Source organism: Alkalibacillus flavidus, assembly GCF_040545925.1.
Classification (GTDB): Bacteria; Bacillota; Bacilli; order Bacillales; family Alkalibacillaceae; genus Alkalibacillus; species Alkalibacillus flavidus.
The window spans coordinates 12,960-28,347 of the sequence record NZ_JBEPMX010000001.1 but is presented as its reverse complement, the minus strand read 5'-3'; the positions used below and the strand labels follow the sequence as shown (position 1 = coordinate 28,347).

Genomic DNA, 15,388 nt, shown 5'->3' with positions numbered 1-15,388 from the left:
TGTATTTTAGCCAATTCATAACTGTTTATGTGTCACGAACATTACTCGGCCATTAACTCTAACGTTTCTCCTTCTATATCTGTAAGGTGTGTCGAGTGATAATTCCCTTCCACCCAATTGTCAATTTGATCGTCGTACCATTCACTTCTAAAATGGCCTACTTGACCTGGTCCGACGATATGGTCACCAACAAGTGGATCTGCCATATCTGTTACAAAACGCCAGCTGGCTCCGTGGTCAACAACGCCTTCTTCTCCATGTGACGCAGCCATGACAGTGACAGGACTTCCATCCACTGGTTGTGGTTCAATAGGGTTGTAAAATACATCTAAAAACGCTGTACTCGACAATGGGTGCTCAAAATAAACTTGGTGATAGTCGCCCCATTGCCACTGCGATACATCTGAACCAAAGTCATCTTCTATCGTCGCAACTGCTTGCTTGAATGCTTCAGTTATCACTGAATCAAGACCATCTTGTTCCTCAATCCAGTGCATCGACTCACCATCGTACGCTTTTCGCAACATGACATCGACCGTTTGTCCGCACCCTCTAAACATACTGAGCATATCTTCAGAAAATGCCTCGATAAATAAAACATCCTCAATCGCAGAACGCGTTTGATCAAAAACGAGTGGCGCACCTAGCTCACGTTTATCTTCATAGTTCCAATTTGCTAATAAATCTAAAGCCGACGACTCCGTTTCTGATAAATCAGCATTAGCCAATATGTCTGTGAACATCGGTACAAATTCCCGGGCTTGTAAATTGAGCGTATCCATTTGTAGTGCTTTCATGTCTTCCGTCGTCAAGTTATCTCGTTCTGATAAATACTCATGGATACGTGTATATCGATAAGGTTGCGCCCAGACGTGACTTATGTGGTAAGGATAGACATCTGAAATAATTTTATTGTTCGCCGTCCCAGCAAAACCTTTTTCAGGATTCACCAGTTTCGGAAGTTCATCATACGGAATCGTTTCGGTTAAATCGTACTGCGAGTCCCAGCCTGGCATCGGCAGTAGGGCGTGGTCAGGATTATCGTAAATCGGAATACGCCCGTTTGCTTTATAGGCGATCGTGCCATCTTTATCGGCAAAGACGAAATTTTGTGCTGGTGCGTGAAAATCTTCTAAGGCCGTTTCGAATTCATCCCAATTCGACGCCCGGTTCATTTGAAGGACAGCGGATAATTCTTTCGTCGCCTCCAATGCCGTCCAATCAACCGACATCACCGTACCGTCTTCTTGTGCTTCAACCGGCTCAGCAAATTCTGAAATAACAGGTCCGTGCTTCGTTTCAATCACGTCATAATCGATCGACTCTTGCCCATCAACGTGAATCGTTTCTGTTATAACATCTGCTTCATAATAATCTCCGTCATACAAAAACTGATGCGGATCGTCTTCATGTCGTTTTTCCAAATACAGTTGTTGCACGTCAGGTCCAACGTTCGTAACACCCCAAGCAATATTGTCATTTTGACCTAAAATCACCCCAGGAACGCCTGCAAAAATCACACCTGACGTTTGGTAATTCGGTGAGTCGAGTGTCACTTGATACCAAATCGACGGTGTCGCGAGCCCTAAATGGGGATCATCAGCTAATAAAGGCTTTCCGGATTCTGTTTTGTCACCTGATACGACCCAATTATTACTGCCATTGAATTCAGGTGGCATCGGCGCTTTGGATAAGCTTGATGTGACATCAACATACTCCTCATCCGCAATATTTGTTAAAGCATCTTCAGGGTAAGTCGGGAACAGTTCATATGCTACGTCTTCTGGATATTCATGAATTAAATGATAGTTAAATGCCTGACGCTCCCAATGGCCACCTAAATCATAAGCCATATATTTTCCAATTGTAAGCGAATCTAGTGGCGTCCATTCGCGTACATCGTCTAAGCCCATCAACGTAAATTCAACTGGCATTCTGTTTTCCTCTTCCGCTTGTTTAATATACGCGTTAACACCAGCTGCATACGCCTCTAAAGACTGCATCGTCTCATCATCATACTCCGATAACGATTTTTCGGCTGCTCGCCTTAAACCGAGCGTGCGAAAATACTTGTCTTGATTGAGTGCCATATCACCGACAACTTCACTTAACCGACCAGACGCTTGCCTTCGCGACATTTCCATCTGAAATAATCGATCTTGTGCTGTCACGTAACCTTGCGCGAAGAAAAGATCCTCATCGGTTTCTGCATTAATGTGTGGCACACCATGTTCATCACGCGTTATCTCAACATTGTCACTTAATGTTGTATACGCTTCTTCCCCTACAAATTCATTCACCTGGACGGCCCCTTCAGTTTCAGGAAGCGAACGGTTTATGTAAGCGTTTACAACAATGAGTGCAATAATTAAAATAACGGTAATTGCCCCTGCACCAATCAAACTCCATTTCAACCCTCTATGCATCGACTTTTTCGTCTCGGCTTCTGTCATCACGCTCTCCCCCTTTATACTTACTATAATAATATAAAAATTCAAAAAACTTAACACTTTTGTGTCGATTTTCGATAATAATTTACGGCCGACTAACGACAAGCGTATAATAAATGTGGTGAATAGAAATGAGGTGACTCCATGTCAACAAAAGCAAAAGTATTATTCGTCGTAGTTATTGTTGTCGTCGGCTTAGCATTCAGTATGGCCTATTTAACGTATGTCGGTGTTTCAAGTAGTGGAGAGGCTAGTGAAACGCTAAAACAAGATGCGACGACTTATATAAACGAATCCTTCCCATATGATGGCGACGTTGTTGATACATTAAATGATCCAACTGGTGTGTATGAAGCATTTAGTCGCGCTGCCGTCGTTGAATTAGACAACTATGATTTTCAAATGCTCGTCTTTAAGCATGAAGACGGTGAACTAACGAATAGTTTTGTCGCAGAAAAGTGGGAACACGAACTCGAATCACTTCTTCGTCCAGAGATTAATAATCGGTTCGGAGAAGATTTAATTCAGGAGCTATGGATTGCTTATCCTAAAAATATCGGTTCTGAAAAACAGATCGACATTCAAAACACCCCTTCTGTAAACGGACAAGACGTTAAGCCGCATATACGATTGACCGTAAACCGTGGTGAAGAAGATCAAGATGATGCACATCTTCAAGCTTTAATCGATTTAATGAAAGAAGAGTTAGACGTTCCGGGTGGGCGAATTACATTAAGTTATAATGATCAATCGGTGATTTTTAAAGATAGTAATAAGAGTGAAAACTTTTAACAAAGAACGAAGCACCCGAATGACATCAAGTCAAACCGGGTGCTTCTCTATGTTTATAAGACATCGGCTAAATCTTTTTCGATTTTAGCAGGCGTTGCTTGTGGTGGATAGCGCCTAACGACTTTACCGTTGCGGTCAATTAAAAATTTCGTGAAATTCCATTTAATCTCCCCGCCAAGAAAGCCTTTCTTCTCTTCGGTTAAATATTCGAATAACGGATCTTGCTGAGCCCCTTTAACATCTATTTTTTGATAGATCGGAAAGCTGACACCGTAGTTCAACTTACAGAAGCTTTCGATATCACTTTGATCGTCAAACTCCTGATTCATAAATTGGTCACTCGGAAATCCAAGAATCTCAAAGCCTTGGTCACAGTATTGGTCGTACAACCCTTGCAACCCTTCAAACTGCGGTGTGAACCCGCATTTGCTTGCCGTATTGACAATCAATAATACCTTTCCTTGAAAATCGGCTAACGGTTGGATATCTCCGTTCCCTTTTGCGACTTCAAAATCGTAAATCGACGACATACCCTACTCCCCCTAGGTCAAATTATGATTAAAGCAGCGTTCACAATAGAGTTCATTATTGTGATGTTCGCCACGTAAAAATCCATTTTCGCAATAAACTGCTTTATGATATGTAACACAATACCCGACAAACTCAATCATCAAACCCCACCTTTAAAACGATTTTAATTGTTTTTCCGTGTTAATTTCAATTATAAACTGTTTAGGCAGGTGAAATCGATGAGCGTGAAATCGCGGATTTATAAAGTATTACGCATTTGGAATGACGTTGATGCTGTGCGAAAAGGGCGAGCTGGCAAACGCGTCAGGCGCCGTGTAGCAGGTAAAGCAACGGGGAAAATGTTTAAGAAGTTGACTCTGTTAAGGTCCGTTGTTGATATTGCGATTCGCTGCCGGTGGACGCTTTCCGACGACCCGGATGGTCTAGTGTCGACGTTGGCCACAAAAGCGGATTTCATAAGCTTCCTTGACTAATTCTGCGCCGAGTACTCGCAGGCGCAGGACGTACTTCGACACGATGTCGTGACGTCCACGTTGCAAACAGGACGTTTGCGTTCTTAGTGGACGTTCCTCCGTGTATCGACCAGGAGTCGCCACCTTCGCTCCTCACAATTCAACAACTCAGTGCTTCATCATTTGAAAATCAACACTAATCGTTAACAAAGCCAAACAGTTAAAGTCAGACGACCTTTAATCGCCTGACGTTTTAGTATAGGAGTATGCCATGACTTGTTGGATTATTTTTTAGTTTTGAAAGGCTTTCTGGTGCTGATTTTTATGATTCTTGCCCATGGTTTACATCTAACACGACGCCTGTATAAGCATCGACTATGACGTTGAACGTGCGGTTATCATGTTTGATGGCAACTTGATAAACCCACTTCTGATCTCGCTCGATGAGTTCAATTTGCTCTGGGTCACCTGGGACGGTTTCTAACGCTAGTTCAATCGCGTCGAGTTGTTCAATGGTCACAGCACGCGAATTAGGTTTTTGCACTATGTGTTCCTCACGACGCGAAAATGATCTAATCTGACCGTTTTGGCTATCAATCACAACATCAAACATTTCGCCGTCTTGATCGACGGTTACTTCATATTGTCTATGTTGATTTAAGACAATCTCTTCAATCGACCCATGCATATAACTCGCTACGATTGCCTGTAATTCTTCCTCGTCCACAAATGTTGCCGTCATATGATCAACCTCCGCCTTCTTCGTCTCACTTTCGACTTTTTCTAATTGATTAGAAATACCAAAAACAGCTCCCAAAATAAACGTGCTATATAAAATCGTTTTTTTCATCATTCTGCCTCCTGATTCGTTACTTCCCTAGTTTAACGATCAAACATGAGAAAATCAGAAAAAGAAGATTAAAATTTGATTAAAATCTTGGTAAAATATGAATGACATCACTCATAAGAGATTCTAGGAGGGAAGGAAGAGATGAAGAAAACGCTCATATGGTCCATTGCTGTAGGCTTAGCTGTTATTGTTTTATTTTATTGGATGTATCAAGAGCCTGCTCCAGAACCACAAACGTTTGCTGAAATATTCACAAACGACGTCGGTGAGGTAGAGCAAACCGAAGTATTACGTCGACATGACGGACAAACAGATCGCGCATCAACGACTGATAGTGAAACGACACAAGCCATATTAGATGACTTAGCATCGATGGAAGTAGTTGAGGCAGGTAACGAATTAATTGAACCTGATTATATCGTCAGCTTCGACAATCAAGTCGTTGAGTTCACCGACGATCGCGTTATGATATTTTCACAAGACGGCGTGACCAGTTATGAAATCTTAGACCAAGGCACGTATTTAGACACAATTGAAAGCGAGCTCTCATTTGAAACCGTCCAAGGTGGTAATAATTCGAGTGAGAACAGTGACAATAATGATAGCAGTAGTGAAGATAACGAAGAGGAAGCGGATTAATCCGCTTCCTCTTCTTCGTCAGACTCAGATTGTGGTTGGTCCTCGCGTTCTTCCCATGTCACCGTTTCGACATCGCCAGAAAACGCGTTAATATGAACTTCAGCTTGTTCATTGTCTGATACATGGAATAAGACGATGTAAAAAATCACACCATCGTTCTCCGTTAACGTCGTTTGTTGACGCGTCGATTCGTCATCAACTTGATTTCTTGCAATTGATTGCGCCTCTTCTTCTGTAATCGCCAGTTCTGGTGTTAAATCTTCCGTTTCCCGAGCTAAAACTTCACCACTATAGGCGTCGACCTCAAAGTGATAACGCGTAAATTCTTGTTCAATCGTGACGCGGTACATGTCGTCATCCTCTAAATATTCGAAAGACGTCATATCACCATTTTGTTCGGCTAACATTTGCTCTCTAATGTCTTCTGATGACAATCGCTCTCGTTCACCTGTGGTTGGTTCGTCACTTTCTTCGGATGACTCTTCTGCTGTCGATTCCTCTGGGGCATCAGTCGACTCATCTTCCGTTTGATCGGGACCAGGACTAGCATCCGATTGAGTCTCCTCGTCTTCCGGTTCATTCGAATTATTTTTTGATCCATGACCTTCATCTAAGGCAACTTGCCTCGTTAAATCGATAATGGTACCGTCTTCCCGACTCACGACGGCTTGATACACCCCTTGCGAGCGAGTGACTTCATACGTGAAAGCGTCAGACGATTGCCGAACAAAGACGATGTCGCCATCCATTTGTTCGCGTAATTGATTCTTCGCTTCACTTTCAGACAACAATTTGGTTTCGTCTGATAGCATAACGGTTTGGGCCAACACGAATAACGCAATCGTCACGACAGCGCCGCTCAATAGCCATATCCAATGCCGACGTTTTTTCATACGATCACACCTTTTTACTCTCGATACCACGACTATAACAAGTAAAGATTAAAATTCGATTAAAATGCCCAGATTTTTATATTTTTGAGATAAATCGCGTCATTTATTTCAAAAATACCTCTACTTATTTAAAAACTTAATGGATTTATTTCAAAAGTGCCGCAACTTATTTAAAAACTATGGTGTATTCTCTAGGTAGATAAAGACTGTCGTTCCGTGGCCTGGTGCGCTTTCAATGTCAATCACCGCGTCTAACACGTCGGCTAATTCTTTCGCTAAGGCGAGGCCTAGTCCACTACCACCAGTGGCGCGTTGGCGGGATTCATCGACGCGATAAAACCGGTCAAAAATCCGTTCTTGATGCGCCTCTGGTATACCGATTCCGTGATCTTGGATCGCAAACGTAACAACCCCATTCACCTGTTCTACCGTCACTGTTACTACGTCTTCGCTATACTTAAGGGCATTATCAAGCACAATATATAACAACTGTTTCAATTTATCCGCATCCGTTTTAACCATCATCGACTCAGCCTGAACGACTACGTCTTGATCATAAATATGTTGCATATGACGTGCCGCATCACGGATAATCTGACTCACATCAATGGCCTCTACTTGTAATTCCCAATCGCGATCACGTTTTGCGAGCATTAACAATTGTTCCGTTAGTGCATTCATTCGCCCCGCTTCACTATGAATCGCATCAATGGCTTCTTCAACCACGTCAGGCCGTTCTAAACCACGTCGTTTGACTAAATTGGCGTATGATTCAATGACGGTAATCGGTGTTCTTAGCTCATGCGAAGCATTGGAAACGAATTGTTCTTGTTTCTCAAAATTGGTTTGCAACAAACGAATCATATCATTAAACGTCTGACTCATTGTAAATAACTCATCATTCGTTTGTTTGTCCGGTAATGGCAATTCTTCAAACGTCTCACTCGTTTTAATCCGATTCATTGTTGCAATTAATGACTGGATCGGATCTAACACAACATCAGCGATCAATTTGCCTGAAATTGCCACCGGAACTATAGCAATAAGGGTGACAACAATAATGATGATTTGTAAATCTGCAAGCGTCTCATCTAAAGCATCAAGCCTTTCGATGAATTGGACATAAACGACCTCACCATCATGCCAAATGAGCGGTTGCTGCACGAATGAAACAGACGATCCTGCAACAGCTTCTATCCGCTTCACAACACGCCCTTCTTCCTCAGGCAAAGACGCTCGGTAAAGAGCTGACTCCCCTTCTGCCGTCACAGATGTCATCATATTAAACGATTGATCAACGACACGAATCGCACCATTCGATGGGAGGTAAGCCCGCAGCAAATCATCAGTCGGAATCGATGTATCGACTTCATGCCAATTATGTGCCATTGACGTCGCTTCTTGATCTAACCGGTTCACTTCTCGCTCATACGCTTCATGGGCAAATAACTGATAAATCGTCACAGAAAAGGCGATAAGCAAAACAATAAATAGCCCTGTCGTCGCAACAAATAATTTATTACGCAGTTTCATACGGATCCTTCAAAACGTAACCGACGCCTCGGACCGTATGAATATACGGCGTGTCTTCGTTTTGATCGACTTTTTTGCGCAAATAACGAACGTAAACATCGACAACATTCGTATCACCGGCAAAATCATAGCCCCATACCGTGTTTAAGATTTGATCGCGACTCAACACTTGGCGCGGGTGCTCCATCAATAACACGAGCAAATCAAATTCCTTCGGTGTAAGCGACATCGCTCGTTCACCGCGTACAACATCACGCGTGGACGGATTTAGTTTGAGATCGCCAAACGTCAAGGACTGATCTTGTTGCGCAGGAGTGTGTGATCGCAAATGCACGCGAATTCTCGCCAGTAATTCTTCGATTTGAAACGGTTTTGTCACGTAATCTTGTGCGCCGCTGTCGAGCCCTGTTACTTTATCATCAAGCGCATCTTTTGCGGTTAACATTATAACGGGTGTCTCCTCGTTATCCTTTCGAAATAAACGCAGTAGCTCAAGACCACTTATTTCCGGCAACATAATGTCTAAAATAACTAAATCAAATGACTGCCCGCGCAACATCTCAAGCGCATCATAGCCAGCCTCAGCTGTTGTGACGCGATACCCTTCGAACTCCAGCTCTAACTGTAAGACACGCGCGATCTTCGCCTCGTCTTCAACGACTAAAATATGAGCCATCTCATCACCTTCTGTTACGACTTTTTCTCCTTCATATGATACCATAAACAAAGAAGCAAAACAGAATCTGAGGTGAGAGAGATGTTAACGTGTGCCAGTTGCGGTTACCAATTCAGTTATAAAGAAGCATTGCCGTTTAGTTGGAGTACCCGCGTCGGTCGTGATTGCCCGAGTTGCGGAAATCGCCAATTTTACTCAGCTGAAAGTCGGAAAAAGTCAATGTACATAACCGTTTTCAGTGTTATAGCTATTTTTGTTTTAAATATGTTAAATACATCAGCACCTGTTATGTTTTTAGTTGCGGGTGTATTGGTTGTCATACTATTACTGCTGACACCTTTTATTTTTGACTTAAGCGATGAAGAACAGATGTGGTAATGAGGAGTGACTCGTGTGAAGACAGTTGTATTTTTCGATGGTGTCTGTAATTTATGTAACGGCGTGGTCCAATGGTTAATTGAACGTGACGATCACGATGCTCTGCGATTCGCTCCGTTACAAAGTGACCTTGGCAAAAGGTTACAAAAACAGATCGGTCAGCCTGAATTAGACAGCATCATCGTCGTCGATCGTGGTAAGTGGTATGTTAAATCAGACGCCGCCCTGTTAATTGCGAGTAAGTTAAACAATAAGTGGCGCTATCTTCGAGTCTTGAATATAGTACCGAAACGTTTGCGTGACGTCGCTTATGACAGCGTTGCTCACAATCGTAAACGGATTTTCGGTGAACGAAACGCATGTATGGTGCCGACTCCTAGATTACAACGGAAATTTTTAAACGAAAAATAAGCACGTGTCCTCGCACGAATGGGAGACACGTGCTCGTTTTATTTTGTAATAAACATTTGCGTCCAATACGGGTTCATACGGCCACTATCTTCATAACCAATGCCAATATGGGTCCATGAGTCGTTTAAAATATTTTTACGGTGACCTTCGCTGTTCATCCAATTGGTCACGACTTGTTCTGGCGTCGGTTGGCCTGCTGCAATGTTTTCAGCGGCGCCTGTATACGAGACGCCGAATTGGTCTAACATATCAAATGGCGAACCATATGTCGGCGATTGGTGACTAAAATAATTTTGATCAGCCATATCAACGGATTTGCGTTGTGCAACGTCCGTTAGCTCTTCATCAAACTTGACTGGACTCAGGCCGTTTTCTTCACGTTTTTCATTCGTCAGTTGAATCACTTGATCGACGATTGACTGATTGGTCGTCACATCGCCAGTTTCATTCGTTTGACCTTGGTTCGTATTTCCAGTTTGACCGTCGTTTTGACCCGATTGATTGTCGTTTGTATTACCTTGGTTATCTGTTGGGCGTTGTGTGTCGTTTTGATCACTCGTGTTTTGGCCATTATCTTGATTTTGCCCGGGATCAGGATCACGTTCACGGTCGAAGAAATTAAACGGCTTCCATCCGTTGTTATCACCTCGATTATTCACGCCTTCCTCTTCTTCATATGGGAAACGCAAAGCGCCGTCACTGCGGTTATCTGACTGATTACGGTCTGCTTGATTTTGATTGGTTTGACCCGTATCATTTCCATTATTACCAGAAAAGCCAATCTCTGTTACGTTTGAATCGGTATCGCCTGTGCGGTCTTGTCCCGCTTCACCTTGACAAGCCGTTAGCAAAAGCATCATGGCTATAATGCTGATTGTCCATTTCGTTAATTGCATCTTCATATGTCCTCCTTTCATTCATGCTACAGTCATAGCATGTGCATGAATCACGTGATGATACCGGGAGGATTTTGGTAACTGAAAGCGAGCGCTTATAATTTTTTAAATAAATGCTCGTATTTTTGAGATAACTGCGTTTAGTTTTTAGATAAATGCCTTTAGTTTTGAAATAAGTAAGAGGAATTATCTCATAAGTTAGGAGCACACATGAAAGATCCCCTTTACAGCTTGCTGTAAAGGGGATCACCATACTCGTTATTTCGTTAATGCTTCTGTCGGTAATTTCGCAAATGCTTGGTCTAGGTCTTGGATCAAATCATCAATATCTTCAATACCAGCACTGTAGCGAATTAAGCCTTCTGGAATGCCCATTGCGGCTCGTTCTTCCGGCGTACATTCCACATGACTCGTTAAAGCAGGCGGCCCGACAATCGTCTGCACACACCCGAGACTGGCAGCACGTTTGGCCAACTTCAAATGCGGCAGCAATTCATACACGGTGTCTAAACCACCTTTGACGGAAAAACTAAGCATGCCGCCGAACCCTTTCATCTGCTTTTTGGCGATATCGTGACCACGGTGGCCTTCGAGTCCTGGATAAAACACATCGTCCACCCAATCGACGGTTTGTAAATATTTTGCCACTTGCATCGCGTTTTGATTCTGTCGTTCTAATCGTAAATGAAGCGTCTTCATACCACGAAGTAAAAAGTAAGCGGCTTGTGGATTCAAAGTCGCCCCATTAATTTCGCGGTAATGATAGACCTGATCAATTAAATCTTTCGGGCCGCATACAATACCACCTAACGCATCCGAGTGACCACCGAGATATTTCGTCGCACTGTGTAAGACGATATCCACCCCATGTTCGAGCGGGTTTTGGTTAACAGGTGATGCGAACGTGCCGTCAATGACGACGAGTGCGCCAACGTCATGGCCTGCTTTCGCCATTCGCTCAATGTCGATAATTTTAAGCGTCGGATTGGTCGGTGTTTCTAAATAAACGAGTTGGCAACCTTTCGCAATTTCGCGTTCCATCTCTTCATGGTTACCTGTTTCACAGAACACAACTTCAACACCACTTTTTGGCAAAAATTCCGTAAAAATTTTATTCGTCCCACCGTACGTATCTTTAATCGTCACGACACGATCACCAGGGCGTAAAAATGCGTTCAACGTACCGGAAATCGCCGCCATACCCGTCGAAAAAGCTGTCGCGGCTTCAGCACCTTCTAAATCTTTCACTTTATCTTCAAACGCCTGTGTCGTCGGGTTCGTATTGCGGCCGTAAACATGACCTTCTTGTTGCCCAGTCGCTATCGCATTCCACTCGTGCATATCGTCATAACCGAACGAAACACTATGGACGACAGGAACTTGCGTCGCACCATATGATAATTGCTCTTTCTCTCCTGACCATAATGCTTTCGTCGCTGGTTTAAATTGTGTCATGATAACCCCTCCTAAAAAATTCATGAAAACGGCGGCTCCTCGTTTGACGAAACCGCCATTTATTTAACGTAAAACCTTATGATTTAACTAATAATACCTTGACTGTTATCTGGAAAGTGATATGGGCTCGTCACGATCAGATCGCGCGTATAATTCGTTAACAATTCAGCACCTTGATCGGTGACGACGAATGATTCGCTCATTTCGATACCGTCTGCATCAAACCACAACCCTGGGATAAAGTGGAATGTCATATTTGGCTCAAGTACTGTTTTATCCCCTTTACGAATGCTTGCCGTATGCTCACCCCAGTCAGGTGGGTAATTTAAGCCCATTGCATAGCCAAGACGCGATTCTTTTTCGATTCCGTATTTGCGCGTCGATTCACGCCAAGCTTCCTCTAATTCTTCTAAATAAATCCCCGGTTTTGCACGACTTAGCACGTTTTCAATGCCTTCTTGCACGATTTCGTTCAAGCGGTATAACCGATCTGACGCATGCCCAATTGAAATCGTCCGCGCGAGCGGTGCGTGATAACGTTCATAACAACCTGACAATTCGATAATGACGGCATTACCTTCTTCAAAATAACGATCCGACCACGTTAAATGCGGCGTCGAGGTATTTTCACCCGTCGGAATCATCGGTACAATCGACGGATAATCGCCACCGAATTCTTCTGTCCCTTTAATGAGCTCGTAATAAATCGCCGCGGCTGCATCGTTTTCGCGTGACCCGGTATGCATCGCTTGAATGCCTGCTGTCATCGCACGCTCTGAAATTTGACCAGCACGACGCATAAATTCGAGTTCTTGGTCTGATTTGACAATGCGCACCCAATTTACAAGTGATGTCGCATCAATAAACGTCGCATTCGGTAATTTTTGTAGTAACGTCATGTACGCTTTTGCTGAAAAATAATATTGATCCATCTCTACACCGATACGCCGGTTACCGTGACCAATTTCGTTCAAAATATCGCCGATAAACTGCATCGGATGATAAACTTCGGAATTGACGTAGTAATCAGGATACGACATGATATTTTCATCGTACATCCACGTCGTCGCCTTTGCCCCGTTTTCGTCCATTAAACGTCCGATCCAAATCGGCTGCGGCTCATCAATGATCACGATCAACATTTGATGCACGTAAAATGACCATGCATCATACCCTGATATATAGTTCATATTGGCTGGGTCAGTAATCAGTAAGACCTCCACCCCTTGCTTTTCCATCCGCGCTTTCGTCCGCCGTAGTCGTTCTTGATATTCCAAAATATCAAACGTCAACATTGTAACGCCTCCCTTCTTTTCAATTAACTGAATATTTTAAATGTTTTGTTATGTTCATTATATTCCCGTTCGGTCCGGTTTGATAATGTGCAAAGTGTATGAAGTTTTTCGGGCAGGTTTTATACACTTTTTGAAAGCGCTACCATTATTGTTGCACCAAGATTGTTAGACAATGTGACGACTTTGTCTAACAACTTTCATAAAACAAAAAAAACTTGGCCGCGGCCAAGTTTTTCCTTATCCCCTATTTAAATTGCTTGAGCAACCATAATCGGACGCTCAACTCCAGCATAAACGAGTCATCCGCATCGACTAACGTCAAACCGGTCAACTGCTCGATATTTCTAAGCCGGTACAACAACGACTGCCGGTGCAAATTTAACGCGCGCGCAGTCTGACTGACGTTCCCTTTATATTTTTGATACGTCATAAATGTGTGAATCAAATCGGTTTGCCGCTTACGATCATAGTCAATCAATGGACTAACCGTCTCTTGCACCATCTCAATCAGCGCATCATTTCCCGCAATATTCATAAGCAACCGATTCACCTTCGTCTCTTCGAAAAACGTCCGCTCGCCAAACCCGTGCTCTTCTGTATGAATATCGAGTGCCGTCCGCGCTTCTTGATAACTTTCATAAAACGCACGCATCCCGTCACCATGCAAACCAATGCCCCACGCAAAATACACATGAGCCAACTGATCGTGCAACCGGCGTTCCACCATATCTAAAAAATGATTCACCGTTTCTTGATAGCCCGACGCTTCAATTTCTAAAAAGATGATCACTTCACCTTCATCGAATGACGACATCGTGCGCCGGTCAAACTGCTGACTCGCATGCGTGATTTCCTTTTGCACGTAATAATTCAAACTATGTAACGACGACTGCCCTGATTGATCTTGGGTGTCTTGCCAGTCGGTTTCATCCGCTTTCAACCGAAAATCGCCCACAATACATGCATACGCTCGCGTTAAATCATAACCGAGCAATTCCCCTTTGGAGAGCATTTTCACATCAAGTGCTGTATCATCTTTCGCCAGCTGCAACACAAAATTATCCTTCAACCGAATTTCTGTTTTTTCCACCGCATTTTCCGTTAAAAAATAAAGCGCACATGCCGTCAAACCGTGCTCTAAGGCGTGCATCGTAAACCAATTAAGCTGTTCAGCCGACTCAGGCATCACGAGTAAATACCCTTGTTTTTTACTATTTGATAAAATCGTCAACTCATAACATGTTTTCTCGCCGACAATATATTGATCTAAATGGTGATAAAGTGGGTGTTCGGTCAGCGGCAAGTCCGGTTGGCGTAATTTTTCAACCGAGATATCCCGTTCGCCATTCAACGCGGCGATTACATCTGAATCAAAATCACAATTCGCGCGGACATTTTTTTCATCATCACTAATCGCAACGGGGATTTGAATCGCTTCATATAATTGGTCCATTAGTTCCTCTAACGTGCAGCCGTTCAGCACACTTGTCGTTAACCGCTGCCTGAGCGCTTCTGCTTTGTTCCGATTCGCTTCATTTTCATCATTTAACAATTGAATTACGCGGTGAATGAGATCTGAAAAGCGCGTCTGCCATGGCACTTCGACTAAAATAAACTCGCATGCTTCAGCTAATGTAATCACATCTTGTGGTATATTATAAACGTAACGCCCCGTTGCAACGGCTAAAGCTGTCGCACCAGAATCGATCACATCTTGCACAAACGTCCGAAACAAAGCAGGATCCTCTTCGCACCCCATCCCCGTCGTCAGGACGAATTCATGTTTACGGACAAAATTTTCAACGGGATATTCAATCATCGAAATCCACTCGATTTGATCCTGATCAAGCACAGCATTACCCGTATGCACAACAGCCTCTCTCATCATATCCAAACCAAGCACATCACGCATGAAAATACCCATGTGATCACCTTCTCTCCTGTCTGTTCTTTTATTATAGATGGAAAGGGTTAAAAGCGTCAATTCAGAAAATTGTGATTTTTACACCGCAGTTATTGCATTGTTTTATGAAATATCGTCGATTTTTCAGGTGGATTATTGTATTTGGAGGTATTTCGCCAATTTAACATTAAATGTTTACGACATGCGACAACACGGGTAACGCTTAAATAAAAG

15 protein-coding genes are annotated in these 15,388 nt (G+C 43.2%); 5 read left to right on the top strand and 10 right to left on the bottom strand.

The features are described 5' to 3' along the window. Positions 1-41: 41 nt before the first annotated feature. Positions 42-2,453, bottom strand: coding sequence for a penicillin acylase family protein (locus tag ABID56_RS00145; RefSeq protein WP_354218282.1), 2,412 nt, complete (start codon positions 2,451-2,453; stop codon positions 42-44). 141 nt (positions 2,454-2,594) lie between these two features. On the opposite strand from ABID56_RS00145, the gene ABID56_RS00140 reads away from it, so the two are divergent. Next, positions 2,595-3,242, top strand: coding sequence for a ubiquitin family protein (locus ABID56_RS00140; protein WP_354218281.1), 648 nt, complete (start codon positions 2,595-2,597; stop codon positions 3,240-3,242). Positions 3,243-3,295: 53 nt separating this feature from the next. Here ABID56_RS00140 and ABID56_RS00135 read toward each other — a convergent pair whose 3' ends face one another. Then, on the bottom strand, positions 3,296-3,772 hold the full coding sequence (locus tag ABID56_RS00135; protein ID WP_354218280.1) for a glutathione peroxidase: 477 nt from the start codon (positions 3,770-3,772) through the stop codon (positions 3,296-3,298). A gap of 219 nt (positions 3,773-3,991) precedes the next feature. On the opposite strand from ABID56_RS00135, the gene ABID56_RS00130 reads away from it, so the two are divergent. After that, positions 3,992-4,246, top strand: coding sequence for a hypothetical protein (locus tag ABID56_RS00130; protein WP_354218279.1), 255 nt, complete (start codon positions 3,992-3,994; stop codon positions 4,244-4,246). Positions 4,247-4,547: 301 nt separating this feature from the next. Here ABID56_RS00130 and ABID56_RS00125 read toward each other — a convergent pair whose 3' ends face one another. Continuing rightward, a complete protein-coding gene (locus ABID56_RS00125) occupies positions 4,548-5,075 on the bottom strand; it encodes a PepSY domain-containing protein (protein WP_354218278.1) in 528 nt (175 codons plus the stop codon). Between the two features lie 141 nt (positions 5,076-5,216). Between ABID56_RS00125 and ABID56_RS00120 the strand changes: the two genes are divergently transcribed. Then, positions 5,217-5,714 (top strand): hypothetical protein, encoded by a 498-nt coding sequence (locus ABID56_RS00120; RefSeq protein WP_354218276.1) that lies wholly within the window; start codon positions 5,217-5,219, stop codon positions 5,712-5,714. On the opposite strand, the gene ABID56_RS00115 is transcribed toward ABID56_RS00120, so the two are convergent. The 3 genes from ABID56_RS00115 to ABID56_RS00105 all read right to left on the bottom strand — a co-directional run bounded on the left by ABID56_RS00115 (position 5,711) and on the right by ABID56_RS00105 (position 8,816). Next, positions 5,711-6,607, bottom strand: coding sequence for a PepSY domain-containing protein (locus ABID56_RS00115; RefSeq protein WP_354218275.1), 897 nt, complete (start codon positions 6,605-6,607; stop codon positions 5,711-5,713). The genes ABID56_RS00120 and ABID56_RS00115 overlap by 4 nt on opposite strands. Before the next feature lie 177 nt (positions 6,608-6,784). Then, positions 6,785-8,140: a sensor histidine kinase gene (locus ABID56_RS00110; RefSeq protein ID WP_354218274.1), complete on the bottom strand. Its 1,356-nt coding sequence runs from the start codon at positions 8,138-8,140 to the stop codon at positions 6,785-6,787. Continuing rightward, positions 8,127-8,816, bottom strand: a complete 690-nt coding sequence (locus tag ABID56_RS00105; protein WP_354218272.1) for a response regulator transcription factor — start codon at positions 8,814-8,816, stop codon at positions 8,127-8,129. The genes ABID56_RS00110 and ABID56_RS00105 overlap by 14 nt, the downstream gene beginning before the upstream one ends. 81 nt (positions 8,817-8,897) lie before the next feature. On the opposite strand from ABID56_RS00105, the gene ABID56_RS00100 reads away from it, so the two are divergent. Both ABID56_RS00100 and ABID56_RS00095 read left to right on the top strand, forming a co-directional pair. Beyond that, positions 8,898-9,194 (top strand): TIGR04104 family putative zinc finger protein, encoded by a 297-nt coding sequence (locus ABID56_RS00100; protein WP_354218270.1) that lies wholly within the window; start codon positions 8,898-8,900, stop codon positions 9,192-9,194. Positions 9,195-9,209: 15 nt separating this feature from the next. After that, entirely contained in the window at positions 9,210-9,605 is a 396-nt protein-coding gene (locus ABID56_RS00095; RefSeq protein WP_354218268.1) for a thiol-disulfide oxidoreductase DCC family protein, read from the top strand. A gap of 38 nt (positions 9,606-9,643) precedes the next feature. Here the strand turns inward: ABID56_RS00095 and ABID56_RS00090 are convergent, their stop codons facing one another. The 4 genes from ABID56_RS00090 to ABID56_RS00075 form a co-directional block, all read right to left on the bottom strand. After that, on the bottom strand, positions 9,644-10,501 hold the full coding sequence (locus ABID56_RS00090) for a CAP domain-containing protein (protein WP_354218267.1): 858 nt from the start codon (positions 10,499-10,501) through the stop codon (positions 9,644-9,646). Between the two features lie 258 nt (positions 10,502-10,759). Beyond that, on the bottom strand, positions 10,760-11,956 hold the full coding sequence (locus ABID56_RS00085) for a cystathionine gamma-synthase family protein (RefSeq protein WP_354218265.1): 1,197 nt from the start codon (positions 11,954-11,956) through the stop codon (positions 10,760-10,762). Positions 11,957-12,039: 83 nt separating this feature from the next. Beyond that, the gene (locus ABID56_RS00080; protein ID WP_377946542.1) at positions 12,040-13,248 is read right to left on the bottom strand and encodes a M24 family metallopeptidase; all 1,209 of its coding nucleotides are present in this window, start codon (positions 13,246-13,248) and stop codon (positions 12,040-12,042) included. Between the two features lie 247 nt (positions 13,249-13,495). Then, entirely contained in the window at positions 13,496-15,175 is a 1,680-nt protein-coding gene (locus tag ABID56_RS00075; protein WP_354218262.1) for a PucR family transcriptional regulator, read from the bottom strand. Positions 15,176-15,388 lie beyond the last annotated feature (213 nt).